25 protein-coding genes are annotated in these 24,930 nt (G+C 49.7%); 4 read left to right on the top strand and 21 right to left on the bottom strand.

Annotated elements, in window-relative coordinates:
• Positions 1–50: 50 nt before the first annotated feature.
• Positions 51–1,334 carry a cytosine deaminase gene (locus FH968_RS10140; RefSeq protein WP_139879036.1) on the bottom strand — a complete coding sequence of 428 codons (1,284 nt, stop codon included), beginning with the start codon at positions 1,332–1,334 and terminating at the stop codon, positions 51–53.
• Positions 1,335–1,560: 226 nt separating this feature from the next.
• On the opposite strand from FH968_RS10140, the gene nirB reads away from it, so the two are divergent.
• The 4 genes from nirB (at position 1,561) to cysG (ending at position 6,766) form a co-directional block, all read left to right on the top strand.
• Complete coding sequence (nirB, locus tag FH968_RS10145; protein WP_139879037.1) at positions 1,561–4,113, top strand: nitrite reductase large subunit NirB; 2,553 nt, start codon at positions 1,561–1,563, stop codon at positions 4,111–4,113.
• Positions 4,110–4,436, top strand: coding sequence for a nitrite reductase small subunit NirD (gene nirD / locus FH968_RS10150; protein WP_139879038.1), 327 nt, complete (start codon positions 4,110–4,112; stop codon positions 4,434–4,436). Before nirB ends, nirD begins: the two co-directional genes overlap by 4 nt.
• 130 nt (positions 4,437–4,566) lie before the next feature.
• Positions 4,567–5,373, top strand: coding sequence for a nitrite transporter NirC (nirC, locus tag FH968_RS10155; protein ID WP_139879039.1), 807 nt, complete (start codon positions 4,567–4,569; stop codon positions 5,371–5,373).
• A 19-nt stretch (positions 5,374–5,392) separates the two neighbouring features.
• A complete protein-coding gene (cysG, locus tag FH968_RS10160; RefSeq protein ID WP_139879040.1) occupies positions 5,393–6,766 on the top strand; it encodes a siroheme synthase CysG in 1,374 nt (457 codons plus the stop codon).
• 149 nt (positions 6,767–6,915) lie between these two features.
• On the opposite strand, the gene FH968_RS10165 is transcribed toward cysG, so the two are convergent.
• The 20 genes from FH968_RS10165 to FH968_RS10260 form a co-directional block, all read right to left on the bottom strand.
• Positions 6,916–8,001: an aminotransferase class V-fold PLP-dependent enzyme gene (locus FH968_RS10165; RefSeq protein WP_139879041.1), complete on the bottom strand. Its 1,086-nt coding sequence runs from the start codon at positions 7,999–8,001 to the stop codon at positions 6,916–6,918.
• 55 nt (positions 8,002–8,056) lie between these two features.
• Positions 8,057–9,412, bottom strand: a complete 1,356-nt coding sequence (locus FH968_RS10170) for a YhfT family protein (RefSeq protein WP_139879042.1) — start codon at positions 9,410–9,412, stop codon at positions 8,057–8,059.
• An 11-nt stretch (positions 9,413–9,423) separates the two neighbouring features.
• The gene (locus FH968_RS10175; RefSeq protein ID WP_139879043.1) at positions 9,424–9,786 is read right to left on the bottom strand and encodes a DUF2620 domain-containing protein; all 363 of its coding nucleotides are present in this window, start codon (positions 9,784–9,786) and stop codon (positions 9,424–9,426) included.
• A 166-nt stretch (positions 9,787–9,952) separates the two neighbouring features.
• Positions 9,953–10,843 (bottom strand): phosphotriesterase-related protein, encoded by an 891-nt coding sequence (locus tag FH968_RS10180; protein WP_370451492.1) that lies wholly within the window; start codon positions 10,841–10,843, stop codon positions 9,953–9,955.
• A complete protein-coding gene (locus FH968_RS10185; protein ID WP_139879044.1) occupies positions 10,836–12,071 on the bottom strand; it encodes a phosphopentomutase in 1,236 nt (411 codons plus the stop codon). The genes FH968_RS10180 and FH968_RS10185 overlap by 8 nt, the downstream gene beginning before the upstream one ends.
• Positions 12,064–13,239, bottom strand: coding sequence for a YhfX family PLP-dependent enzyme (locus FH968_RS10190; RefSeq protein ID WP_139879045.1), 1,176 nt, complete (start codon positions 13,237–13,239; stop codon positions 12,064–12,066). The genes FH968_RS10185 and FH968_RS10190 overlap by 8 nt, the downstream gene beginning before the upstream one ends.
• Positions 13,240–13,330: 91 nt before the next feature.
• The gene (locus FH968_RS10195; RefSeq protein WP_139879046.1) at positions 13,331–13,687 is read right to left on the bottom strand and encodes a PRD domain-containing protein; all 357 of its coding nucleotides are present in this window, start codon (positions 13,685–13,687) and stop codon (positions 13,331–13,333) included.
• A gap of 13 nt (positions 13,688–13,700) precedes the next feature.
• Positions 13,701–14,606, bottom strand: coding sequence for a GntR family transcriptional regulator YhfZ (gene yhfZ / locus FH968_RS10200; RefSeq protein WP_139879047.1), 906 nt, complete (start codon positions 14,604–14,606; stop codon positions 13,701–13,703).
• Positions 14,607–14,751: 145 nt separating this feature from the next.
• Complete coding sequence (gene trpS, locus FH968_RS10205; RefSeq protein ID WP_139879048.1) at positions 14,752–15,756, bottom strand: tryptophan--tRNA ligase; 1,005 nt, start codon at positions 15,754–15,756, stop codon at positions 14,752–14,754.
• Positions 15,749–16,462: a phosphoglycolate phosphatase gene (locus FH968_RS10210; protein WP_139879049.1), complete on the bottom strand. Its 714-nt coding sequence runs from the start codon at positions 16,460–16,462 to the stop codon at positions 15,749–15,751. The genes trpS and FH968_RS10210 overlap by 8 nt, the downstream gene beginning before the upstream one ends.
• Positions 16,455–17,132 carry a ribulose-phosphate 3-epimerase gene (gene rpe / locus FH968_RS10215; protein ID WP_139879050.1) on the bottom strand — a complete coding sequence of 226 codons (678 nt, stop codon included), beginning with the start codon at positions 17,130–17,132 and terminating at the stop codon, positions 16,455–16,457. Before rpe ends, FH968_RS10210 begins: the two co-directional genes overlap by 8 nt.
• Positions 17,133–17,177: 45 nt before the next feature.
• Entirely contained in the window at positions 17,178–17,999 is an 822-nt protein-coding gene (gene dam / locus FH968_RS10220) for an adenine-specific DNA-methyltransferase (protein ID WP_139879051.1), read from the bottom strand.
• A 64-nt stretch (positions 18,000–18,063) separates the two neighbouring features.
• The gene (gene damX / locus FH968_RS10225) at positions 18,064–19,365 is read right to left on the bottom strand and encodes a cell division protein DamX (RefSeq protein WP_139879052.1); all 1,302 of its coding nucleotides are present in this window, start codon (positions 19,363–19,365) and stop codon (positions 18,064–18,066) included.
• Between the two features lie 97 nt (positions 19,366–19,462).
• Positions 19,463–20,551 (bottom strand): 3-dehydroquinate synthase, encoded by a 1,089-nt coding sequence (gene aroB / locus FH968_RS10230; protein ID WP_139879053.1) that lies wholly within the window; start codon positions 20,549–20,551, stop codon positions 19,463–19,465.
• Between the two features lie 60 nt (positions 20,552–20,611).
• Positions 20,612–21,133: a shikimate kinase AroK gene (aroK, locus tag FH968_RS10235; protein WP_064542836.1), complete on the bottom strand. Its 522-nt coding sequence runs from the start codon at positions 21,131–21,133 to the stop codon at positions 20,612–20,614.
• Between the two features lie 319 nt (positions 21,134–21,452).
• Positions 21,453–22,700 carry a type IV pilus secretin PilQ gene (gene pilQ, locus FH968_RS10240; RefSeq protein ID WP_223271308.1) on the bottom strand — a complete coding sequence of 416 codons (1,248 nt, stop codon included), beginning with the start codon at positions 22,698–22,700 and terminating at the stop codon, positions 21,453–21,455.
• Positions 22,639–23,025: a HofP DNA utilization family protein gene (locus tag FH968_RS10245; protein ID WP_139879054.1), complete on the bottom strand. Its 387-nt coding sequence runs from the start codon at positions 23,023–23,025 to the stop codon at positions 22,639–22,641. The genes pilQ and FH968_RS10245 overlap by 62 nt, the downstream gene beginning before the upstream one ends.
• Entirely contained in the window at positions 23,015–23,482 is a 468-nt protein-coding gene (locus FH968_RS10250) for a hypothetical protein (RefSeq protein ID WP_139879055.1), read from the bottom strand. Before FH968_RS10250 ends, FH968_RS10245 begins: the two co-directional genes overlap by 11 nt.
• Positions 23,466–24,020 (bottom strand): PilN domain-containing protein, encoded by a 555-nt coding sequence (locus tag FH968_RS10255; RefSeq protein ID WP_139879056.1) that lies wholly within the window; start codon positions 24,018–24,020, stop codon positions 23,466–23,468. The genes FH968_RS10250 and FH968_RS10255 overlap by 17 nt, the downstream gene beginning before the upstream one ends.
• Positions 24,017–24,841, bottom strand: coding sequence for a pilus assembly protein (locus tag FH968_RS10260; protein ID WP_139879057.1), 825 nt, complete (start codon positions 24,839–24,841; stop codon positions 24,017–24,019). The genes FH968_RS10255 and FH968_RS10260 overlap by 4 nt, the downstream gene beginning before the upstream one ends.
• Positions 24,842–24,930: the final 89 nt, after the last annotated feature.

Consider the following 24,930-nt stretch of genomic DNA (forward strand, 5'->3'; position numbering starts at 1 on the left):
GTCGCTTCGCTAATCCGACCTACAAAACGCTCATGGCGGGTAACTCCTCGTTACCCGCCAAATTTAATCTCTTCCGCCTCATGCAGCATCACCCACGTTTGTGACAACTGTGTGGTTGCAATCACCTTCCCTGTCCGTACAGACCAGCGCACCGGCACCTGGCGCCGCACCGCATCAAAACCATTTTCTGCCGGAAGAATAATGAGGTTTGCCGCATTTCCTTCTACAAGGCCATAATCCTGCACACCAAAAGTACGAGCGCTGTTATCTGTAATCAGTTTCAGCCCTTCATCAATTTGCTGATAACCCATCATCTGGCAGACATGCAACCCCATATGCAGTACTTGCAACATATTGGCCGTACCCAGCGGATACCATGGGTCGAAGACATCATCATGACCGAAACAAACGTTAATACCCGCCTCGAGCAACTCTTTCACGCGGGTGATACCACGCCGTTTTGGATAATCATCGAAGCGGCCTTGCAGATGAATATTCACCAGAGGATTAGCGACAAAATTTATCCCGGACATTTTCAGTAAGCGGAATAGACGCGAGGTATAAGCACCGTTGTATGAGTGCATCGCCGTGGTATGGCTGGCGGTGACTCGCGCCCCAATACCGTCTCGCAATGCTAGTGCCGCCACAGTTTCAACAAAACGCGACTGCTCATCGTCAATTTCGTCGCAATGAATATCTAAGGGAAGGTCGTATTTCTGTGCCAGTGCGAAAACCTTATGCAAAGATTCAACGCCGTATTCGCGAGTGAACTCAAAATGTGGGATCGCACCGACCACATCCGCGCCCAAGCGCAACGCTTCTTCAAGCAACACTTCACCATTCGGATAGGAAAGAATCCCCTCTTGCGGGAAAGCTACTATTTGTACTTCAATCCATGGCGCTGCTTCTTGCTTAACTTCCAGCATCGCTTTTAATGCGGTAAGCGTTGGGTCTGAAACATCAACGTGGGTGCGTACATACTGGATACCATTGGCAATCTGCCATTTCAGTGTTTTCCAGGCTCGCTGTTTTACATCCTCATGCGTGAGTAACGCTTTGCGTTCTGCCCAACGTTCAATGCCTTCAAACAGAGTACCGGACTGATTCCAGCTGGGTTGCCCGGCAGTTTGTGTGGTATCGAGGTGAATATGAGGCTCAATAAAGGGTGGGATTGCCAGGCCACCCCGCCCATTAAGAATTTGCTGGCTTTCGGGTTGGGGTTCGCTCATCGGTTTTATTGTTTTAAAACGCCCATTTTCAATAACGAGTTGCCACAGGCCTTCTCGCCCAACAAGACGCACATTTTGGATCAATTCCAACGTCATTTTGTTCATACCCACCCCTTCATGATTAACCACCTCTACTTCATAACACGGTCTGCAAAATAAGGCATTTATTGTCTTACCGCGAATAATCAAACAATTCCGACACTTAGAAAAACCTTCTAAAATCAGACTCATACCCATTAAGAGGTATATAAAGGTGTATTTGATTTGTATCAATAATCGCCATTGCTGAATCGTTAAGGTAGGCAGTAATAAAAAAGAAATTGAGGCAAATATGAGCAAAGTCAAAATCGCAGTAGTCGGTAATGGCATGGTCGGCCATCGCTTTATCGAAGACTTACTTGATAAAGCCCTGCCAGGCCAATTCGATATCACTGTTTTCTGCGAAGAGCCACGTAAAGCCTACGACCGCGTGCATCTGTCTTCCTATTTTTCCCATCATACCGCTGAAGAATTATCTCTGGTTCGCGAAGGCTTCTACGAGAAGCACGGCGTCAATGTGTTGGTGGGCGAACGCGCCATCACCATTAACCGCCAGGAAAAAGTCATTCACTCAAATACTGGCCGTACTGTTTATTACGACAAGCTTGTGATGGCGACCGGTTCTTATCCGTGGATCCCGCCGATCAAAGGCTCTGAAACACAAGATTGTTTCGTCTACCGCACTATCGAAGATTTGAACGCCATTGAAGCCTGCGCCCGTCGCAGCAAGCGCGGCGCCGTTGTTGGTGGTGGTTTGCTTGGCCTTGAAGCCGCAGGTGCGTTGAAAAACCTCGGCGTAGAAACCCACGTCATTGAATTCGCCCCAATGCTGATGGCCGAACAACTCGACCAAATGGGCGGCGAGCAGCTACGCAATAAAATCGAAAGCATGGGCGTGCGCGTTCATACCAGCAAAAACACCCTGGAAATCGTACAAGTTGGTAACGAAGCACGTAAGACCATGCGTTTTGCTGACGGCACCGATCTGGAAGTGGACTTTATCGTCTTCTCCACCGGCATCCGCCCACGCGATAAACTAGCAACCCAATGCGGCCTGGCTACAGCTCAGCGCGGCGGCATCGTAGTTAATGACACTTGCCAGACTTCTGATCCAGATATCTACGCCATTGGCGAATGCGCAAGCTGGAATAACCGTACATTCGGCCTGGTAGCGCCTGGTTATAAAATGGCACAAGTCACTGCTGACCATCTGCTCGGTACAGAAAACGCGTTTGAAGGCGCGGACATGAGTGCCAAGCTGAAATTGCTCGGTGTCGATGTCGGCGGGATTGGTGATGCTCATGGCCGCACACCAAATTGCCGCAGTTATGTTTATCTCGACGAAAGCAAAGAAGTTTATAAGCGTCTTATTGTCAGTGCCGACAACAAAACCCTGCTCGGTGCGGTTCTGGTTGGCGATACCAGCGACTACGGCAACCTGCTGCAACTGGTATTGAATGACATTGAGCTGCCGGAAAACCCTGACGCACTGATCCTGCCTGCGCACGCCAGCTCAGGCAAACCAGCCATTGGCGTTGATAAACTACCGGACAGCGCACAAATCTGCTCCTGCTTCGATGTCACCAAAGGGCATCTGATCAAAGCCATCAATAAAGGCTGCCACACGGTAGCGGCGTTAAAAGCTGAAACCAAAGCAGGCACTGGCTGCGGTGGCTGTATCCCGTTAATTACTCAGGTATTGAATGCTGAGCTGAGCAAGCAAGGCATCGAAGTTAACCACAACCTATGTGAACACTTCGCATTTTCTCGCCAGGAGCTGTACCACCTGATCCGTGTTGAAGGCATTAAATCTTTCGACGAGTTGCTGGAAAAGTACGGTAAAGGCTACGGTTGTGAAGTCTGTAAACCGACTGTCGGTTCTTTGCTGGCCTCTTGCTGGAACGAATATGTGCTTTCTCCAAAGCACACACCACTGCAAGACACCAACGACAACTTCCTGGGCAACATCCAGAAAGACGGTACTTACTCTGTAATCCCTCGTTCAGCAGGCGGTGAAATTACGCCGGAAGGCTTGATGGAAGTAGGCCGCATCGCACGCGAATTTAATCTCTACACCAAAATCACCGGTTCCCAGCGTATCGGCCTGTTTGGCGCGCAAAAAGACGACTTACCAGAAATCTGGCGTCAACTGATTGAAGCTGGCTTCGAAACAGGTCATGCGTACGCGAAGGCACTGCGTATGGCGAAAACCTGCGTAGGTAGCACCTGGTGCCGTTACGGCGTTGGTGACAGCGTAGGTTTCGGCGTCGAGCTGGAAAACCGTTACAAAGGTATTCGTACTCCACACAAAATGAAGTTCGGTGTTTCTGGCTGCACCCGTGAATGTGCAGAAGCACAGGGTAAAGACGTGGGTATTATCGCCACCGAAAAAGGCTGGAACCTGTATGTGTGCGGCAACGGTGGTATGAAGCCACGTCATGCAGACTTACTGGCTGCGGACTTAGACAACGAAACGCTGATCAAATACCTCGATCGTTTCATGATGTTCTACATCCGCACTGCAGACAAACTGACCCGTACTGCGCCGTGGTTAGATAGCCTGGAAGGGGGTATCGACTATCTCAAGCAGGTCATTATCGAAGACAAGCTGGGCCTTAACGCTCAACTTGAAGCCGAAATTGAACGCCTACGTGAAAAAGTTATCTGCGAATGGACTGAAACGGTTAATACCCCAGAAGCACAGGTTCGCTTCAAACACTTTATCAATAGCCCGCAGCGCGACCCGAACGTACAAATCGTGCCTGAGCGCGAGCAACATCGTCCGGCTACGCCTTACGAACGTATCCCGGTCACTCTGGTAGAAGAAGTGGAGGAAAATGTATGAGCCAGTGGACTACCGTTTGCCCGTTAAACGACATCCTGCCTGCTACCGGTGTTTGCGCATTGCTAGGTAATGAGCAGATAGCAATTTTCCGCCCACGGAACGATGATCAAGTTTTCGCTATCAGTAACATTGACCCGTTCTTTGAAGCCAGTGTGCTGTCGCGCGGCCTGATTGCCGAACACCAAAACGAACTGTGGGTTGCCAGCCCGTTGAAAAAGCAGCATTTCAGACTGCGAGACGGGTTGTGCATGGAAGACGAGAGCCGCTCAATTGCGCATTACCCAGCACGCGTTCAAGACGGTCAGGTTCAGATTAAAGCATAAGATAACCCTCACCCCAGAAGAAAGCGGACACCGTTCAGTCCCCTCGCCCCTTTGGGGAGAGGGGAAGGGTGAGAGGCAATAACACCGTATTCGATTTCATTATTTTCTTTTAATTTATTGGGATAACAAAATGTTCACCGATACCATTAATAAATGTGCGGCAAATGCTGCACGCATTGCCCGACTGTCAAAAAACAACCCGCTTGGTTTCTGGATAAGCTCCGCGATGGCGGGTGCTTACGTTGGTCTTGGGATCATCCTGATTTTCACTCTTGGTAACCTTATTGAACCTGCGTTGCGTCCACTGGTTATGGGAGCGACCTTCGGTATCGCCCTGACGCTGGTCATCATTGCTGGTTCTGAATTATTTACCGGCCACACCATGTTCCTGACGTTTGGTGTAAAAGCAGGCACTATTTCCCATGGTCAAATGTGGGCGATTCTGCCAAAAACTTGGCTCGGCAACCTGATTGGTTCTGTGTTTGTCGCCCTGCTTTACAACTGGGGTGGTGGCAGCCTACTACCGTTAGATACAAGCCTAGTCCACACCGCCGCACTGGCAAAAACCACCGCGCCTGCAATGGTGCTGTTCTTTAAAGGTGCCCTGTGTAACTGGCTGGTTTGCCTTGCAATCTGGATGGCAGTGCGTACCGAAGGTGCCGCTAAATTCCTCGCTATCTGGTGGTGTTTGCTGGCGTTTATCGCTTCAGGTTACGAACACTCTGTTGCCAATATGACCTTGTTTGCGCTTTCATGGTTTGGCCATCATAGCGAAGCTTATACGCTGGCAGGAATCGGCCACAATCTGTTGTGGGTAACGCTTGGGAATACCCTTTCCGGTGTAGTATTCATGGGTCTGGGTTATTGGTATGCTACCCCGAAAGCCGAGCGTCCACAGCCTGAGCGAATCGCCACGCCGGAGACTGCACGCAACTAATTTCTTTTGAGGATTGACCGTGGATCACCTGCCTATATTTTGTCAATTGCGAGGTCGTACCTGCCTGTTAGTCGGCGGTGGCGATGTTGCTGAACGTAAAGCGCGTTTGTTGATGGAGGCAGGTGCACAAGTCACTGTGAATGCCCTGGACTTCTCCCCGCAATTTCATGTGTGGGCTGAACAGGGCATGATTACTTTAGTCCAGGGTGAATTCCAACCCACGCTGCTTGATGTTTGCTGGCTAGCTATTGCCGCAACAGACAACGATGTAGTGAATCAACAAGTCAGCGACGCTGCTGAATCCCGCCGTATATTCTGTAATGTGGTCGATGCGCCTAAGCAAGCCAGCTTTATCATGCCATCGATTATTGACCGTTCACCGCTGATGGTTGCGGTCTCATCTGGTGGGACTTCCCCGGTACTTGCCCGTCTGCTGCGTGAAAAACTCGAAGCCATTCTGCCATTGCATCTGGGAAAAATTGCCTCTTATGCAGGAACCCTGCGTGGTCGAGTGAAAGCGAATTTCAAAACCATGGGCGAACGCCGCCGGTTCTGGGAAAAGTTCTTCACTAACGACAGGCTGGCGCAATATCTGGCCAACGAAGATAAGCACGCCATCGACCAGGAAACCGAGTCGATGTTTGCAACACCGTTGGATCATCGCGGTGAAGTGGTGCTGGTCGGTGCAGGTCCAGGCGATGCAGGGTTGTTGACGCTCAAAGGGCTACAACAAATCCAGCAAGCCGATGTGGTGGTTTATGACCGACTGGTGTCCGATGACATCATGAATCTGGTGCGTCGCGATGCCGACCGTGTGTTTGTAGGTAAACGCGCGGGCTACCACTGTGTTCCACAAGAAGAAATTAACCAGATTCTGCTGCGCGAAGCGCAAAGCGGAAAACGCGTCGTGCGCCTGAAAGGTGGTGATCCGTTTATCTTTGGGCGTGGTGGAGAAGAACTGGAAACCCTGTGCGAAGGCGGTATTCCGTTCTCCGTCGTGCCGGGTATTACTGCCGCTTCCGGCTGCTCTGCATATTCTGGTATTCCATTAACTCACCGCGATTACGCACAAAGCGTGCGCCTGGTTACCGGGCACTTGAAAACGGGTGGCGAACTGGACTGGGAAAACCTGGCTGCGGAAAAACAGACGCTGGTCTTCTACATGGGTTTGAACCAGGCACCAGCGATTCAGGAAAAATTGATTGAGTACGGGATGTCTGCCGAAATGCCAGTTGCATTGGTAGAAAATGGCACCGCAGTGACACAACGTGTGGTCAGCGGAACATTAAACGAACTCGGTGCATTGTCCACTCAGGTCGCAAGTCCGGCATTGATTATCGTCGGCAGAGTTGTCGCATTGCGCGATAAGCTGAACTGGTTCTCGAATCACTGATCTACCCGTCATAATTCAAGATGCAGGTGCGTTGGCAGTGTTCGCACGCCCCGGTCACATAGTTTTAGTTATGCTCACAAGACCTTCCTGCAACTCAAATTATTTTGGGTATACATCCAATATCGCTCTCTTTAAGAGAGCGATTTGATTTAGAGACCCTTACAACTTTCCTGCAAAATACGTATCACCGTCTGCGCACCGCTGCGATTGGGATTAATACGGATCATTCGTTGTTCAAGCGTAGGGTCTGACTGACGAAACGTACCGGACACACGGTAAAACAGCGGCGGGATTTCATACTTCGATTCCGCGCCAACCGGATATGGTAACGCACCTAACTGCTGCGCACCGTTGAGTACCCGCTCTGCAATCGGTTGATGGAACTCCACCAACACCACCTTTGATTGCGCATTAGCGATAAACGCCTGCTTCACTTGTGGAATGATGCCTGAGTTCAGCGCGTCGACAAGATTGTCGTTAACCTGCGCCTGCACTGCGTGCATGACTGGCGCAAACACCAATCCCCGCAACGCTTCCATTGCCTGAAAACCCTGCACCTGGCAGCCGCCTGAATACATGCTCTGACGCACCGCATTAACCACTTTCTCGTCACCGACCACAACACCAATGCCCGCTGGTCCAAACAGCTTGAAGCTCGAAAAGGTCGACAGCGTCGCACCACATTCACAGCCAATACCGTCGACCTTCATCACCGCATAGTTGTCATCAGTTAGCGACGGTATGCCATGTTGATTGAAGCAGGCGATAACATCCTGCAAGACATACGAGTCATCTATTTTCTGTCGGGTATGCTGAATAAGTGCCGCCTGCGGGCGGTGCAATTCAATGGCCCGGTTCACCTCATCAAGCTGATTAAAATCGGCACGAATTAGCGTTAAACCCATCTGTTCGGCAATCACCGCCGTAGTGGGGTAAAGAGGCGCATCGTGGATAAGCAGGCTTTCACCGGCTTTCAACAATGCTACCAATCCACAGCGGATTGCCCCCGTTCCCGCACCCTGTACCAACGCTGCGGCAGGAGAAGCAAAGAAATCAGCTATAACGGCTTCAACACGCTGGGTCATTTGTGGCTGATTAAGACCCGGAACTAAACCCAAATCGCCAGTATTAAGAAAGTCGCTTCCCGGGAAATGGTGACAAATGGTATCCACAAGCTTGAACTGTTTGAGCTGCGCCTGTTCCATCGTCAAGCTTTGTAGGGGATAAGTTTTCATTGGTATGCTCCGTTAAATCCCCCTGCGGCATAGAGCTGACGCAGGGGAAGTACAATTAGCCAAGGCCAACCAGATTGATTACGTTGGCTAAAATCCCCACGATAATGGTCGCAATTGGGCCAATAGCCATTTCAACGAGTGGTCGTTTAGACGTGCGGTTCAGCAGATAGATCCCAGCTACCACCAGGAAACCCATTCCCGGTAAAATAGCGTTGGAAGCCATCATTCCCCCAACCAGCAACGACACTTCCAACATCCGGGTGATGGCTGTACGGATATGATCACCACACGCTTTAACACCAGGATATTTATCCAGCCAGATCGCTATTTTTCCCAGCAGTCGGATTTCAGCGAACATAATCACGCAGCCAGAAATAAACGCGATCCACGGATTGTTGGTTGCCAGGCCTGCCACAAACACGAACTTCATGCCTTCCGGACTATAAACCCCAGTGGCAATGGCTGTAGTGCCCACTAATGGCACAAAGCTAATTGCGCGCGCCAGCGCTACTAACATGGCACTGGTACCTTCTCCTTGCGCCATCAGTTGCAAGGATACCGGCCCTTCCGCTAGCAGGCTGAATGACATGGTTCCCGCGACAGCGACTAGCCCGCCACTGAGAACCAGGTACCAGATGTTTTTCTGGATACGCTGAATACGAGTAGAAAATAACCCGACCAACATTTCATTCGCGCCAACCGCAGGTGCCTGGCCATCAGCCGCTTTCGCAGGACGTTCTTTAATAGCGAAATAGAACATTGCCACCATAGCAAGCAGCAGTGCGATGCCATTAGGATCAAGATTAACGGGTTTGCTCAGGCGGCCGCCGAAACTCATTGCGCCAAGGGACTGTGTTGCCAGATAGCCCGTCAGCGTCACTACCAGAACCCAGAGCCCTTTGCGATAACCATACTGGTATGCCACTACTAGCGCGGGGAACAAAGCAAAACAGACGATGATGGGTTCACCAACTTTGCTCAGTTGATTCATAAAATTCACTGGCAAATGAGCAAATGCATCGACTACGGAACGTAGACCGGCCATCAGCGCGATGGAATACACGACGCCTATGACCCCCGATAAAATGAACCCTTTCCTACTGTCCGCACACCAGGTCCCGATCACGTCAGTACCGAGTAACAGGCTGTGCACCAGAATAATCGGTGCAGCCAGAGAGAACGGAATACCAAAACCAATAACCAGTCCAAAACTCAGTGCAAAACTGGTGGTTGCAAGTACTTTACGGCTCATCCTGCCTTCAAGGTACTCAGGTACTAATGGCCTCAATCCATCGTGAAATACGGCCACACCTCTGTTAGCCATCATGGCCGAGATCCCACCAATGAGCGCCAGCAGGCCGGCTTTGGTGGGATCGATTTCCATCAATCGGGTTAGAAACTCGAATCCCATAAACCGGTCCTCTACTGAGATAAAATCGCTTTAATCACAACAGGCATCACGACATCGATATCCTGACCAGTAAATCCAAATGCCGTTTTGCCCTTGTTCACATGACCGATGATTTCTTCATCAGAAAGGATTTTCCCGGGCATCCCGAGGGTGACACATTTATCGGCACCAACAATGGCGATAGCCATTGCCAGCGCCCCGCCGCCACCTGTATTACAGGCGCCAAAGTAAAAATCAGCATTACCACTTTTCAATGCCATCGCGGCTTCAATATCACCCATCACTGTGATGGAAGTAGCACGTTCACCCGCCAGAGATTGCAGCACATCAGCAATTCTCTGTTTTTCAATTTGTCCGCCAATTACGAATTTCATAGACTTATCCTTCATTAACAATATTGTGGAGTTGTATCTGCACTTTTTCTTAGTTACAGCCAGAGATGACGTTCACTCCGTCAGGCAACCTGGTGCAGCAGTCTCAATAGTTTTTTCATCAGTTCGCGCTGTAAGCCAGCAACACCGATTTTTTCATTGGGAATCCTTATTTAAAGAACACAGAGGGATTTTCTCGTAGCATCAAATCAACGTCGGCCTGCGTAAAACCTGCTTCCTGTAACATAGGCACAAACGTTGTCATCAAATAGTCGAAACCAAGGCCACCATTGGCTTTCAGATGGGAACGACGGGTAATATCCATGGAGAGCATGACGTGGTCGAGCAAGCCACGGCTGGCGATTTCCCGCAGCATGGCAATACGTTTTTCATCCGGGTAATAGTTGTTTTTTCCAATGGTATCGAACTGCACGTAGGCACCCTGTTCAATCATGCGCAGGATGTTCTCTAGATTGTCTTTCAGGTCACAATGGCCCACGACCACGCGGGAAAGATCTACGCCATAGCTTTTGAGCAATGCCAATTGCTCCAGACCCATGGTGCTAAATGAGGTGTGTGTGGAGATAGGGCGTCCGGTTTCCCGATGCGCAATTGCTGCGGCGGTAAACACTTTTGCTTCGTCCGGTGTGATTACGTCAACACTTGAACCGATTTCAGCAATGATCCCAGCTTTTAACCCTGTACCATCAATACCCTGTTCAATTTCATCAACCATTTCTTGTGCCAGCTTTTCGACGCTAGCTGTGGCAACGTGAGCTGGGAAAAAATCGTGTTGGTAATAACCGGTGCAAGCCACAACATTCATGCCAGAATCACGCATAATATCTAGCATAAACTGAGGGTTGCGACCCATATAACGGTTGGTCATTTCAATGATGTTACGCACACCCAGGCTATAGAGCGTTTTCATCTCTTCGCAAATCAAGTCGTACTGATCCAACCGGCAATCAATGTTGTTTTTGAACGACGATAGATCGATATGCAGGTGTTCGTGTGCATAGGTGTAGCCCGACGAATTGATTCTCAACTGTTCAGCCATGATGGTCTCCAGTGTTCACGGTATGCAGCAGCGATAGGAATGAAGTACCGTTTTGCGGCGCGGCGGCGTGGAAGAAATCGCAGGCCGTAGCGCCTACATCAGACAATGTTTTTCTGTTCCCCACAGACACGTTCACAATTCCTTGCGACCAAACCAGTAGCGGGACGTTTTCACGCGTGTGTTTACTGTGACCAATAGTGGGGTCGTTGCCATGGTCGGCCATCACCACCAGGCAATCGCCGTGTTGCATCACCCCCATTAATCGGGCGAGATTTTCATCCACGACCTGAAGTCGTTCAGCGTACCGCTCCACATCCTGCGCGTGCCCGGCAAGATCGGTTTCCTGAATATTGGTACAGATAAAAACATCGCCTGGCTTTTGCACTTCATCGAGCGTAATGTCCATAATCTGTTGAGTATCAACAAGATTCTGATAGCTAACACCGTGTGGGTTAATGGCGATATCTGCCACCTTTCCTATCAACACCGTTTTGACATCCACCTCATGCAACTTCTGTGGCACCTGTACACTGGCATCCACACCAAAGCCCATATGAACGACCTGAAAACCCTGCTGATAAACCCCGGCTCGCGGTGCGTTAATACCGATGTATTTGCCCTGTTTTTCCTCGACAGCATTCTGGAGCTGCTGGCTACTTTCCAGTTCTCCACCAAATGCGATGACCCTTCCTACTCGCACGCAGCGACGTACAATTTCGCCAATGGTGCGCACTTCCTCGAAAGAAATAGCATTCAAATTCGCGCTGATGTTAAACACCTGGCCGAGGTCTGCTTCAAGGTTATCGCCTATCGCTACCGCATGATTCACCCACAAATATTGCAGTCTGTTGCCGATACGCTCGACCTGCCAGCAATCGGCAATCAACGCTCGTTCAACTTCATCAATCACTTCAGAGAAGGGCATACGCAGCGGGGGGCATGGCCGGGTGCCGAGAATTTCCTGGTGGCCCATAAAGGTATCACCCCCTTCATGTTGCAGCGCCGCAGTACCGTAAACGGCGCTCGCAGAAGGGCGCATCGCCCCTTCGATGTAACCCAACGCATTGATAAGACCAAGTTTTTCAAGAGCAGGTAAACGTAACTGCGGGAAGTGCTGCAAAATGTGCCCACAGGTATTCGCACCAATATCTTCCGGCCTGTTCTGCGGCACATCCTCCATTGCACCAATACCAAAACTGTCTATTACGACCACCACAAATTTACTCACGTAGACCTCCGCAAATGGGATTACCGAGACTGTCATACAGTGCTTCAAGCACCGGAGTTCCACTACTGATGCCAGATACCAGTGCAACGTCACTGCGTGTGACAAAAACCTGCGTTCGAAAACACATCACCACCGGAGTACCGACCGCGAATTCACCTGCAAGCCCGATGTGGTAATCAATGCTGCTGTCGTCCATTGGCAGCAATTTGGCAGGAACCGCATCGTTTCCTGGCCCCTGGAAAACCAGTGCGTTTTGTGCGTGCCCACGACGGTAATAACCGCCGCCAAAGCAGTAACTGTTGCCCTGAAACTGATGTGAGATTTCGGTGAGATACAACATGGCTAGCTGTTCTGGCTGGTCGCCATGCTGATTAGCAGGAATGGTGCCCGTAAGCGCATGGCCCGGCTCGGCATGCGTCACACCATATTCAGCAAGCAATGTGAATGTGGTGCAGCTCGATGCAGACGGCGCATTAAGCTGCGTTACTTCGATTCCCTGCATGCTAAGTTGGTCGCGCGCTTGTAATAGCGTGTGCAGATTAGGCGTAACATGAGTTTGCTGTGAATCTTCATCCCAAAGTAGGCAAGGGAAATGGGTCAATCCGGAAATTTTCACACCAGGCATTTTGCCGACGGCAGCAACCGTTGCATCCAGTGTCAAGAGCGGGAACCCCGCCTCCTGGCCTGGGTAAAGTTTGTCTTTATCGCCGACGATTTTGAGCATAATGGGTTGGATAAGCCCTAAACGCTGAGCGGCATTTGAGATCTCTTGTGCTTTCTCCAACGAAAAAACAGTGATCATCTCCGTCGAAGCTGCAACATTCTCATCGGCCAGATTGGCTGGCACTTGCACCAAATGCCCGACATGTAAAACAGGTACTTTAGCGTTGCGCAGTGTGCGCGCTTCTTTAAAATCCACCGCCACGACCCCGTGAAAACCGATCTCAATCAGTTTTTTTGCAAGCCACGGATTACGTCCGATTTGCTTGGTCATCAAATAGAGGGTTATTCCGTGGCGAGCGGCTGCATCAAGCAGTTTCCGTCCATTTTCCAAAACCTTGTCTACATCGATGACGTACGTATCCGGCAGAATAGCGCCTTGCCGCCATAAGCCGCGCGCAGCCTTAATCAATTCCGGGTTTTGTGCCTTGAGCGCCTCAATAAACATTGCCTTGCCTCTCGACTACAGTATGTGAAATAAATCTAAATAATCATTTTTTTGAATATTTAAGGCGTATCAATAGCACTAAAAAAATGCGTTATGCCTTATGCGCCATCCACAGGCTATAAAGATTAGCCAGCAGATAACCTTCTTCATTAGGATGCAAAGCCAGCGCAAAAGGCGATATCAACGACTGATGAACTTGCACGAGTTTAGGGTAAATATCCGCTTCTTTGATTTCGGCTAACAACTCATCGTCCAGCGGGCCAATCTCCACGCCACGACGACTACGCATCAACGCATTTGCCATATGCGTAACCGCCATTTCGCCCTGCTCGTTGCGCATGGGAATTCCCCACACGCTTTCCAGTTCTGTGACGACATTCAACATGCCGTCACAAATATCCTGGTCAATAACACCTGCCTGGCAAAGCAGGTTGAGTCTGTTTTCCATAAAGTACTCACTTTCAGTAACTCGGTTCTTGTACCCCACCCAGCACACGTTGCTGATGGGCTAATAATTCGTGTTTATCTACTACTGTGCGTAAGAGTTGCTGAATGGGAATATCATCAGAACGCGTTAGCACCACCGCTTCGGAAGCCTGCATATATCGTTCATCACCATGAAGCGGTAAAGCCTCAAGGCCATGTAGTGCCAAATCAACGTCACTACCCACATTCCAAATCACCGCATCAATCTCACCTTTGGTGATGCGATTGAGACATTCATGGTAAGGAACATCCAACACTTCTACGTTCTGACCTGCAAAATAAACCTCCGTCATAATGCGCTGGTCGGCAGAACGTGGGTCAAGCCCAACACGACGAATGCTCTGTTGCTGGCCCACACGGCGAATGAGTTTATGCTCGCCAACATAAGTATGCGGCCCTAGTTCCAGCGCCATACACAAACCGCTGTTATCAAGGTAACTTTGCGCCGCCAGACGGGATACTACCGCAAGGTCGTACACACCATTTAGCAAGCATTCAACGCGAACATCTGAACCGCGCATATGCGCGTAATAAAAAGGAATACCATCAAACTGAGCTTTCAACCCGCTGGCTAACCCTTCATACAAACGCGTGTAGGGTAATGGCATAGCGCACACAACATTGCCAATATCTGCAAACGCCAGTAACGCTTTGTTATCCATGCTGACCAGGTAACTGCCATTGCGCCCGCGGCGTTCCACTGAGATAGCACCAGCGTTTTCAAGTGTCTTTAAGGCCGCTTGCATTAGCCCTACGGAAAAACGACATTCCGTTGCTAACTCACCTATTGTTTTCAATCGGTTGCCGCTTTTTTCGCCCAGCAAATAACGCGCCAGACTCGCTTGTGCGACACCCTCTTTCTTAATGAAACTACGGCTCATGAATAATCTTCATTTTTTTGAATGGTTATATCTTCATAAAAATGAAGATAGATGGCAATCGGCAAAGATGCAAAAAGAGAATGGGGTCACACAAAAAGAAAACCCGCCATATAGGCGGGTTCAAAAAAGCTTATGAGCTTATAAATTACGGCTGTGCGACAAACCCAATCACTTCATAGACTTTTTTCAGTGTAGCGCTAGCATGCACACGCGCTTTCTCAGAACCGTCTTTCATCACTTGCTGTAAGTAGGCTTCATCGTTACGGAAACGGTGGAAACGTTCCTGCAACTCGGTCAGCATGCCGGATACCGCATCAGCAACATCACCTTTCAGGTGGCCATACATTTTGCCTTCAAACTGCTGCTCAAGTTCTGGAATAGATTTACCCGTTACGCCCGCCAGAATATCCAACATATTGGATACACCCGCTTTGTTAGCGGTGTCGTAGCGTACAACAGGCGGCTCGTCAGAGTCAGTTACCGCACGTTTGATTTTCTTCACCACCGCTTTCGGGTCTTCCAGCAGGCCGATAACATTGTTGCGGTTATCGTCTGATTTAGACATTTTCTTGGTCGGCTCGAGCAGAGACATCACGCGCGCACCAGATTTCGGGATAAACGGCTCTGGTACTTTAAACACATCGCCATATAGCGCATTGAAACGCGCAGCGATATCGCGGCTTAGTTCCAGGTGTTGTTTCTGATCTTCGCCAACCGGCACCAGGTTGGTCTGGTACAGCAGGATATCGGCGGCCATCAATACCGGGTAGTCAAACAAACCGGCGTTGATATTCTCTGAATAACGGGAAGATTTATCTTTAAACTGAGTCATGCGGCTCAGCTCGCCAAAATAGGTGTAGCAGTTCAGCACCCATCCCAGTTGTGCATGTTCTGGCACATGGGACTGAACGAAGATGGTGCTTTTAGCCGGATCAATACCACAAGCCAGATACAATGCCAGCGTGTCTAGCGTTCGGCTACGCAGTTGCGTTGCATCCTGACGCGCGGTAATCGCATGCTGGTCAACGATGCAGTAAATGCAGTCGTAATCATCTTGCATATGGACCCACTGACGCAGCGCACCCATGTAGTTACCAATGGTCAATTCACCTGATGGCTGTGCGCCACTAAAGACGATGGGCTTACTCATGTTCTGATTCCTGATGTTCTTTGTTAGAGAGCCCTAATGCGGGCAATAACTCGTTGAAATGGTCAAATACGTAATCGGGTTTGCTCAACTCGATGGATTCACCATAGTTGTAACCGTAAGTCAGGCCGATAGAACAACATCCTGCGGCCTGCGCTGCAAGAATATCGTTACGGGAATCACCCACAAATAGCAGCTCTTCGGCACTCAGATTCAGCTGTTCCATCACTTTGTGCAGCGCTTCAGGATGTGGTTTTTTATTTTCCACATCGTCGCCACCAATAATGACCTTGAAGTAATGCGCGATACCTAATCTTTCCAGCATCGGTAAGACAAATGGAGTTGGCTTATTCGTAACTAGCCCCATCGGCAGTCCTTTTTCGGCCAATGTAGCAAGCGTGTCAGCCACTTCAGGGAACAGGAAGCTGCCTTCCTCCGCAGTTTGTGCGTAGTAAGTATCAAACAGTTTACGTGCGATACGGCATTTGTCGGCTTCTGGCTCTTCACCTTTTAACGCCCAGGTCAGCGCTCGCTGAACCAGCACGTCGGCGCCATTACCGATCCACTTCTCGACCTTATCTTCACCCGCCGTCGGCAACTCCAGGGCATACAGCGCCTGATCCATTGCTTGGGTCAGACCTAATGCGGTGTCAACCAATGTACCGTCTAAATCAAAGGCGATACCGCAAATTTTATTTAACTTATCCATGACTTACCTTTGCCAATTCACTGCGCATACGATCAATGACGGCTTTGTAATCTGGCTGATTGAAAATAGCTGACCCCGCGACAAACATATCCGCGCCTGCGGCCGCAATTTCAGCGATGTTGTCAGCTTTCACGCCACCATCAACTTCCAGGCGGATTTCATAACCGGATGCATCAATGCGCTCGCGCACCTGACGTAACTTTTCCAGTGTATGAGGAATAAAAGATTGGCCGCCGAAGCCCGGGTTAACGGACATAAGCAGAATCACATCCAGCTTATCCATCACGTGGTCAAGCCAACTCAGCGACGTAGCCGGATTAAACACCAGCCCAGCTTTACAACCATGCTCTTTAATCAGTTGCAAAGAGCGGTCAACATGTTCAGACGCTTCTGGATGGAAAGTGATGATATTCGCACCAGCAGCAGCGAAATCAGGGATAATTCGATCGACAGGTTTTACCATCAGATGTACATCGATAGGTGCGGTAATACCATAATCACGAAGGGCTTTTAACACCATCGGGCCGATGGTGAGGTTCGGTACGTAATGGTTATCCATAACATCAAAATGGACGATATCCGCACCAGCTTCCAGCACCGCTGCCGTGTCTTCACCCAAACGGGCAAAATCGGCTGAGAGGATTGAGGGGGCAATCAAAAACTGTTTCATCCGCTTCTCCAATAGCAAATCATTAACGTCTGCGGGCGAAACGGCTCAGGCACTAACTTTATACAGCGCCAGCAGTTCGTCCACCTTGTTACGTTTTCCACCATCCCGACTAATACTGCGTCGCACTTGTACCACATGCAGTTTTGTTGCCTGGTGGTACCACGACCGGGTAAGTTCCGTATCATGGTTAGAAATCAGCACCGGAATGCGATTTCCTTGCAAATTTTCGGCTAACTGTGCGAGATGTTGCTGCTGCACAGCGTTAAAGCTATCGGTGTGATACGCAGTAAAATTAGCCGTTGCAGACAAAGGCGCGTACGGAGGATCACAGTACACAACTGACCCCTCGACTACATTCGCCATGCTGACATCATACGACTGACACAGGAATGTGGCGTTTTGTGCCCGTTCGGCAAAATGATACAACTCTTCTTCCGGAAAGTAGGGTTTGATATAGCGGCCAAACGGGACATTGAATTCACCACGTAGGTTATAACGACAAAGGCCGTTGTAACAATGGCGGTTCAGATATAAAAACAGCAGCGCACGACGAAACTCATCTTTGCACTGGTTGAATTCGGTACGATTGAGATAGAACACCTGCTCATCGTTTTGCTCGGCAGTAAAGAGTTTTCGAGACTCCTGAACATACTCTTCCGTACGGGTTTTGACGATGTTATAGAGGTTTATCAGATCGCTATTAATATCTGCGAGGATATAACGGGAGTAATCAGTATTCAGAAAGACTGAGCCGGCACCAACAAACGGCTCAATCAGACAATCACCTTTCGGCAGATACTTTTTAATGTCTTCGAGCAGGGGGTATTTCCCCCCCGCCCATTTCAGAAAAGCGCGATTTTTTTTCATGCTGCCTAACTATTTACACCTTTTCCTGCTGTGGAAAGGTTCCAACAGCGGCTGCGCTTGCTCATCACTTCAGATCAGACTGAACCTGATGGATAGGTTTTGCCCACGGGTTCTTGGCCTGCACATCAGCTGGCAATGTTGCAACGGCACGTTTTGCCTCATCTTTGTTGGCATAAATACCGCTAACCAACACATACCAAGGTTGACCGTTTCGTACGGTCTGGTAAACCATGTAGTGTTGCAGATTCTCTTTCTTCGCCCAGGCATTCAAGTTTGCTGAGTTAGAAGAAGAGCTGAGCTGCAAGGTGTAATGGCTACCTGGTGCGCCTTTGATTGCACTATCATCACCAGCTACTGCGCCAGTTGCTGCTGTCACAGGTGCTGTTGCTTTCGGTGCGACTGCAGTTTCCGTGGCAGTTGCTTTTGGTGCAACTACGGCGGCAGGTGCTTTCACTGGAGCAGTGGCCGTTGGCGCTGTAACCGGCTCACTACGTTTAGCAGTTACAACCGGTTTTGGTTCAGTTACTTTCGCCACTGGCTGCTTAGCAGGCTGCGCTTTAGGCTGCGGCGCGATAACAGCAGTTTTACGTTCTTGACGTGGTGATGTTTGCTTCGCAGGTTCAGATTTTGCTACCTGACGCGGAGCTGTCGTTGCACCATTGCTACCCGCAACTGCCGCGACAGTAGCCGGTGCTGTTGGTAGTGTTGAGCTATTGACGGCATTATCAATCTGGCCCGATTGTTGGGTCAGTGCATTATTCAGATCACCCGGAACTTCTACACGTTGCTGGCCTTGAGGTGCAGGCTGAGACTGTGCGTCGGTCGGCGTTGAAGAAATGGCAGGAAGCGTGACCTCTTGTGGGTTACCTGCAGTTTCTGTCTGATTAGCCGCAGACGTATTACCCGGTTGTAGTTGCGCACCATTAGCCTGGTCAGCAGCATTGCCGTTAGAACCAGACAAATCGATATTTTTCTCAGCACCAGGCTTCTGCTCTGCAGTTTCCGGAGTCGAGGAAGGGGCTTTAAGTGCCGAACCAATTCCAATGATCAGTAGCAATAGTACAAGAATACCAATGCCCATCATCAGATGCTGGCGAGATACCGGAACTTTCTGTTTAGCGGATTTTTTACGGGTACGCGCCGGACGACGTTCTTCTGCATCAACTTGCAGATCATCATCGCTCTCATATTCTTCTTCGTCACGAGTACGGCGGGAACGCGCAGGGCGAGGCTCGTCGGCGTCTAATTCAACATCATCGACATTGATTTGTGGCTCGTTGTCACGCTCATCAGCTCTACGGGCACGGCCTGAACGGCGATCGCTTGGATCGGGTTTCAGTTCGTCTTCCGGTTTAAACTCATCCATTTAACACCCCACTCAAAGGCTTATGCCAGTAATTCGAACTCAGCACGTCACCCGAAGTTAAAAATCGCCTGACTTCAGCGACCGAAATTTCTAATAATTAAGCCTGCTGACAATCAGCTATGGCGGACAAAACGACATCATGCGGCACTCCAGCACGCATTTCACTCTTCCCTATTGCCAGCGGCAGCACTAAGCGCAGCTCACCAGCCAAAACTTTTTTATCACGCATCATGTGGGGCATATACGCGTCTGCTGACATTTCTTTCGGACCGGTAACCGGCAGCCCAGCACGTTGCAGCAATTTGATAATGCGCTGTACATCTACCGCACTGAAGTTACCAAGACGCTGTGCTGTACGTGCAGCCATCACCATACCTGCGGCAACAGCTTCACCATGCAGCCAGTTGCCATAGCCCATTTCAGCTTCTATAGCGTGACCAAAGGTGTGACCCAAATTCAGTAAAGCACGTAAGCCGCTTTCGCGCTCGTCAGCAGCGACAACTTCTGCTTTCAGCTCACAACAACGACGAATACACCAGGCCAAAGCTTTGCCATCAAGCGCAAGCAATGCATCCAGGTTTTCTTCAAGCCAGTCAAAGAACTTACCGTCAAGGATGATGCCGTACTTAATCACTTCTGCCAGGCCAGACGCCAACTCCCGCGCGGGTAAAGTACTCAGACAGTCGAGATCCACCACAACCGAAGCTGGCTGGTAGAACGCACCAATCATATTTTTACCGAGGGGATGGTTAACGGCTGTTTTACCGCCAACAGAAGAGTCCACTTGCGAAAGCAAAGTGGTTGGAACCTGAATAAAACGTACGCCACGTTGATAACTCGCCGCAGCAAAGCCAGTCAGGTCACCAACGACACCACCGCCAAGGGCGATGAGAGTCGTGTCACGACCGTGTGGCTTTTCAAGCAACGCGGTAAAGACAGTGTCTAATACTGCGAGGCTTTTAAATTGTTCGCCATCCGGAAGGATGACGGAATCGACTTTAACGCCCGCTTGCTCCAGCACGCCACGCACCTTATCCAGGTAGAGCGGCGCCAGGGTTTCATTGGTCACCAGCATCGTTTGGTCACCAGCTTTCAGCGGTCCAAAAGATGCCGAGTCACTAAATAACCCAGCAGCAATGGTGATAGGGTAACTACGTTCCCCGAGAGTGACTGTTAACCTCTCCATAACGCGAAGACCACCTTGATGTTGCTTAGCCCGCAGGCGTTTTTTTCGATTAAGCCAGAATCAGTTGCTTTCCAACATATGAATAATCTGGTTAGCAACCACTTTGGCACTTTGGTCGTCGGTGCGAATCGTCACATCAGCAATCTCTTCATAAAGAGGATTGCGTTCTTGAGCTAATGCTTCAAGAACTTCACGCGGTGGAGTTTCAACTTGCAGCAGTGGGCGCTTTTTATCACGCTGTGTACGAGCAAGCTGTTTTTCGATCGTGGTTTCAAGATACACCACAACTCCACGGGCGGAGAGACGGTTACGGGTCTCACGAGACTTAACAGAGCCGCCGCCAGTTGCCAGCACAATGCCCTGCTTTTCAGTGAGTTCGTTGATGATTTTTTCTTCGCGATCGCGGAAGCCGTCTTCGCCTTCAACGTCGAATACCCAGCCCACATCTGCTCCGGTACGTTTCTCAATCTCTTGATCAGAATCGAAAAATTCCATATTGAGTTGCTGAGCTAACTGACGCCCAATAGTGCTTTTGCCGGCACCCATAGGCCCAACCAGAAAGATATTGCGTTTCTCTGCCATTTTTTCGGTACTACTAAGACAATTCGTTGATGATAAACCCGCCCTGTTAAAACCAGGTGCAGCGGGACATGAACTGAAACCTCATAAGCGATAGTGCGAGAGTCAGACTGAAAATTATCTCAATACTCAAGGTGGTTTGGCAACCGATTATATTCCCCTGCGTTTCTATGACGAAGAAAATGCATAAATCAGGGTTATCTGTCACAACTCTTGAGCAACCAGCCTCTCGAAACGGTACACCTTGTAAGCTAATTCCTCTCTGCCGTCAAACACCTGGGCATCGTTTCAAAGAAAAATCCCACTATGGTGAACGAAAATACTACTGAACAGGGATAAGTCGAGGTGTAATAAACACCACTAATTCACGGCGCTGATGGTTTTTAGCATCATGACGAAACAAGTTACCCACCAGCGGTATGGAACCAAGAAGGGGGACGCTATCGCTGCTGTCTTTGCTCTGTTGCTGGAAAATCCCACCCAGCGCGAGGGTTTCGCCATCTTTCACTGCGACTACCGTTTCTATCTCTTGCTTATCTATCGCCAGTACTTCGCCATTAGCCTGCTGAATACTCCGCCCTGGCATGTTTTGGCTAATACGTAGTTTTAAGCGGATGTTGCCGTGCGCTTGAATCGTAGGTGTCACTTCCATCCCCAGAACAGCCTCTTTAAATTCAATTGCGGTCGCCCCACTGTCACCGCTGGAAACCTGATACGGAATTTCAGTACCTTGTTTAATGCTTGCTGGCTGTTGGTGCGCTGCCATCAAGCGCGGGCTGGCGATAATTTCCAACTGTTGCTGTTGTTCCAGAGCCGATAACTCAAGTTCGAGCAGCCGCCCATCTATACGAGCAATGTTAAAACCTACTTTTGCTGTTGCTGTGCCGACAGAAAGGCCAGCGGAAACTCCGGTGGGTTGATGAAACTTACCTTCGTCTGTCAGTTCCGCAGCAGACCATTTCACGCCAAGCTCACGAAGTTTGTCCTGATTAATGGTGACAATATGCGCAGCAATTTCAACTTGCCCTATTGGCAAATCCATTTCAGTGACCCAATCAGCTATCTGTTTCAGCACAGCCTTATTGTCCCGCACAATCAGTCGATTGGTACGTTTATCTGTCGTGATATTTCCCTGCGCACTCAATAAATTACTTCCGCCCGCTTTTAGTGCCGCGGACAACTCTTCAACGTTCGCATAATGAGGGGCGAAGACCTGATATAGCAGTGGTTGATTAAGAGCTTCCCGTTTACGAAGTTCCATCGCTAAAGTTTGTCTCTCTTGCAGACGTGCTTTTGGTAAAATTTGTATGACATTGCCTTCGCGTTGCTGGCTAAGTTCCGCAGTATTCAATACCAGTTGGAATGCCTGTTTCCACGGCACGTTAATCAAATTAAGTGACAGCGCGCCGTCAACACCTGGCGCGATCATCAGGTTAACGTTTTGATTTTCAGCCAATGCTTGTAGCACCTGAGCTACCGGTGCGTTGTCTAGCATCAAAGAAATGCCTTTATCTGCCTGGCTTGTGAATGGTAGAGCGAGCGCCAGAAGCAATACTCGAATCCATGGCATAGGTTGTTCCTTTTATATCCCAACGGTAAGAAGAGGGCTGGCAGACTGAAACGAGTTTTGCAGCCACAAAACCCGCTCCCACACTTTCAATATGGACACCTGGAAAAAGTTCGCTACCTGCTTTGATTCGCTTCCATGTACCTTGCGGGCTGAGCATCAGGGCTGTGCTCGTGGTTGATGAGCTAACGACCCCTTGTAACGCCCATCCAGCAAGTTGTTCTGCCAGTTTTTCACAAGGTGAAATCTGCGGCTGAAAAGGGTTAGGAGGCATTGCTCGCACAGATGACGCAGCAATTAATAATCCTATCCAAATGCTACGGCTCATCGGCAAACTCCATTGTCAGCACAAGTTTGAGCCATTCCCCTTGAGTCGTAATAGTGAAACTGTGGCTCGATACAACGCGATACTCGGCAAGCCTGGTAAAAAAGATCGGTAGCATTTCCCATGGAATAAGCATCTCCAGCACGCCCTGTTTCTCTTCAGGCTGCCACTTCAGCAACTGCCCGTTTGATTGCCCAACGAGCTGCGAAACAGAAAATATTGGCGCGCTTATTGATAAAAGCGATTTTTCGAGCGACTTAATTTCCCAAATTTTTCGTCGCAACTCAGTCTGTTTTTGATTCGCCTGCTGATTACCTGTTACCAGTTGCTGCGTAAGAGAATGTTGTGGATGTATCACGAAAAACCATGCTGCAAGCGTTAGCAAGATTGTTATGACCACAAGCGATACGATGCGTATCCAGACTGGCCCACTCAACCACCTTTCAATTAGCCAGGGCATTTACCACCTCAGAGAGAGTTACCGTGAAAGTAAAACCAAATCCGCCCTGTGCTTCATGCAGTACCGCACCAGCCCGAACGGTAGAAATGCCTTCAAGTTGAGCAAGTTCCTTTTCCAGCTTCTGCATTGCTTCCAAAGCAGTGGCGTGGCCCTTAACGACGAAGAATTCTTTTTGTAGTGATAACGAGGACAACCAGGTTCCCGCAGGTAAAAGACTGGCAAGTTGTATCAACCGTGTTTCCCAAACCTGAATAACCAGTTTTTGCGATTCTTTGATTTGCTGTAAATGCAGCAATTTATTGTTCTGCTTTTGTAACACCAGTCGCTGCTGATAGAGCTGTTGCAACGCGGAATGCATGCCTGCCTGATAGCCGCTTTGCGCCTGTAACTGGCGTACTTCCCATGCCGATAACGCCTGCCCTCTGACGACCAGCAGTGGTATCAGCATCAAAACCAGTGCGAATAAAGTGCTCCAGCGATGCATGCGCTTTTTACGCTGGCTCTGGCGCCAGGGCAGCAGATTGAGAAGGAGTGTCATCGGGATATTCTGCCAATTGCCAGTCCTATAGCGACCGTAAACATCCCTCCATGGCGCGGTAACGGTGGTTGCAAACGTGAAAGGGCTCCCCAGGCATTTAAGGGCAAAACACCTATTGGAAATGGCTCAGAATGCACGTGGCTCAATGCGACTAATTCCGGTTCGGCGGTTAATTGCTGACACAGGTCGGAAATTGTCGGTACCGTGCTGGTATCAGCCCACCCCCAGCGCCGGGAGGCATCTGTAGAAACCCACAGCCAATGATTGTTTTCGTGATGCACTAGATATTGGCATGCCTCCAGATGGCACGGCGTAATCAGCGTTGACAATGCACTGGCAGCGGGAGTCAGCGTTGCTGGGTACAACCTGACTGTGGCCAGGTTTTTAAGCAACGCAGCGACATCTGTCTGACGTGCAGCTACTATCAAATGCGGGTCAGCAACATCTTGTGACGCTAAATAATCCCAACACAGTTGAGCTGGTGACATTTGCAACTGCCGAGCAGTTGCTGAGGCGATATAAGTTTCACTTGCAGGTTCGGACAGGCGTTTATCGGGCGCAGGGACTGGACGTTGTAATGTTCGCTGCGTAGGAAAAGAGACGCGTAACTGATGGCGAAAAGGTAACTCATTTCGCCAGTCCGCCAGCGTCTTTGTGAATGCTTCAGCATTAGTTAATAAACCGTCGCGAAAGGTCCCTTCAGGAAGTGAAAGATGCCACCAATGCCGAAGCTGCCATCCTTGCCGTTGGCGTTGAACTGCCACAGCACGAATGCTTTCATATTGAATATCCAGGCCAATTTGCCAGGTATTGAACATCATGATTACGATCTCCTTATCGCCGCGTGAGGAAAATGCCGTACCAATGCCACTGGCTTGCCTTTATACTACCGCGCGGTTGTTTATAAACT

The organism is Buttiauxella sp. B2 (genome assembly GCF_006376615.1).
Classification (GTDB): domain Bacteria; phylum Pseudomonadota; class Gammaproteobacteria; order Enterobacterales; family Enterobacteriaceae; genus Buttiauxella.

Coding starts and splice junctions, on each gene's coding strand:
- FH968_RS10140 (WP_139879036.1), bottom strand. CDS start 1,334: ATGAACAAAATGACGTTGGAATTGATCCAAAATGTGCGTCTTGTTGGG.
- nirB (WP_139879037.1), top strand. CDS start 1,561: ATGAGCAAAGTCAAAATCGCAGTAGTCGGTAATGGCATGGTCGGCCAT.
- nirD (WP_139879038.1), top strand. CDS start 4,110: ATGAGCCAGTGGACTACCGTTTGCCCGTTAAACGACATCCTGCCTGCT.
- nirC (WP_139879039.1), top strand. CDS start 4,567: ATGTTCACCGATACCATTAATAAATGTGCGGCAAATGCTGCACGCATT.
- FH968_RS10165 (WP_139879041.1), bottom strand. CDS start 8,001: ATGAAAACTTATCCCCTACAAAGCTTGACGATGGAACAGGCGCAGCTC.
- FH968_RS10170 (WP_139879042.1), bottom strand. CDS start 9,412: ATGGGATTCGAGTTTCTAACCCGATTGATGGAAATCGATCCCACCAAA.
- FH968_RS10175 (WP_139879043.1), bottom strand. CDS start 9,786: ATGAAATTCGTAATTGGCGGACAAATTGAAAAACAGAGAATTGCTGAT.
- FH968_RS10180 (WP_370451492.1), bottom strand. CDS start 10,843: ATGGCTGAACAGTTGAGAATCAATTCGTCGGGCTACACCTATGCACAC.
- FH968_RS10190 (WP_139879045.1), bottom strand. CDS start 13,239: ATGTTTATTGAGGCGCTCAAGGCACAAAACCCGGAATTGATTAAGGCT.
- FH968_RS10195 (WP_139879046.1), bottom strand. CDS start 13,687: ATGGAAAACAGACTCAACCTGCTTTGCCAGGCAGGTGTTATTGACCAG.
- yhfZ (WP_139879047.1), bottom strand. CDS start 14,606: ATGAGCCGTAGTTTCATTAAGAAAGAGGGTGTCGCACAAGCGAGTCTG.
- trpS (WP_139879048.1), bottom strand. CDS start 15,756: ATGAGTAAGCCCATCGTCTTTAGTGGCGCACAGCCATCAGGTGAATTG.
- FH968_RS10210 (WP_139879049.1), bottom strand. CDS start 16,462: ATGGATAAGTTAAATAAAATTTGCGGTATCGCCTTTGATTTAGACGGT.
- rpe (WP_139879050.1), bottom strand. CDS start 17,132: ATGAAACAGTTTTTGATTGCCCCCTCAATCCTCTCAGCCGATTTTGCC.
- dam (WP_139879051.1), bottom strand. CDS start 17,999: ATGAAAAAAAATCGCGCTTTTCTGAAATGGGCGGGGGGGAAATACCCC.
- damX (WP_139879052.1), bottom strand. CDS start 19,365: ATGGATGAGTTTAAACCGGAAGACGAACTGAAACCCGATCCAAGCGAT.
- aroB (WP_139879053.1), bottom strand. CDS start 20,551: ATGGAGAGGTTAACAGTCACTCTCGGGGAACGTAGTTACCCTATCACC.
- aroK (WP_064542836.1), bottom strand. CDS start 21,133: ATGGCAGAGAAACGCAATATCTTTCTGGTTGGGCCTATGGGTGCCGGC.
- pilQ (WP_223271308.1), bottom strand. CDS start 22,700: ATGCCATGGATTCGAGTATTGCTTCTGGCGCTCGCTCTACCATTCACA.
- FH968_RS10245 (WP_139879054.1), bottom strand. CDS start 23,025: ATGAGCCGTAGCATTTGGATAGGATTATTAATTGCTGCGTCATCTGTG.
- FH968_RS10250 (WP_139879055.1), bottom strand. CDS start 23,482: ATGCCCTGGCTAATTGAAAGGTGGTTGAGTGGGCCAGTCTGGATACGC.
- FH968_RS10255 (WP_139879056.1), bottom strand. CDS start 24,020: ATGACACTCCTTCTCAATCTGCTGCCCTGGCGCCAGAGCCAGCGTAAA.
- FH968_RS10260 (WP_139879057.1), bottom strand. CDS start 24,841: ATGATGTTCAATACCTGGCAAATTGGCCTGGATATTCAATATGAAAGC.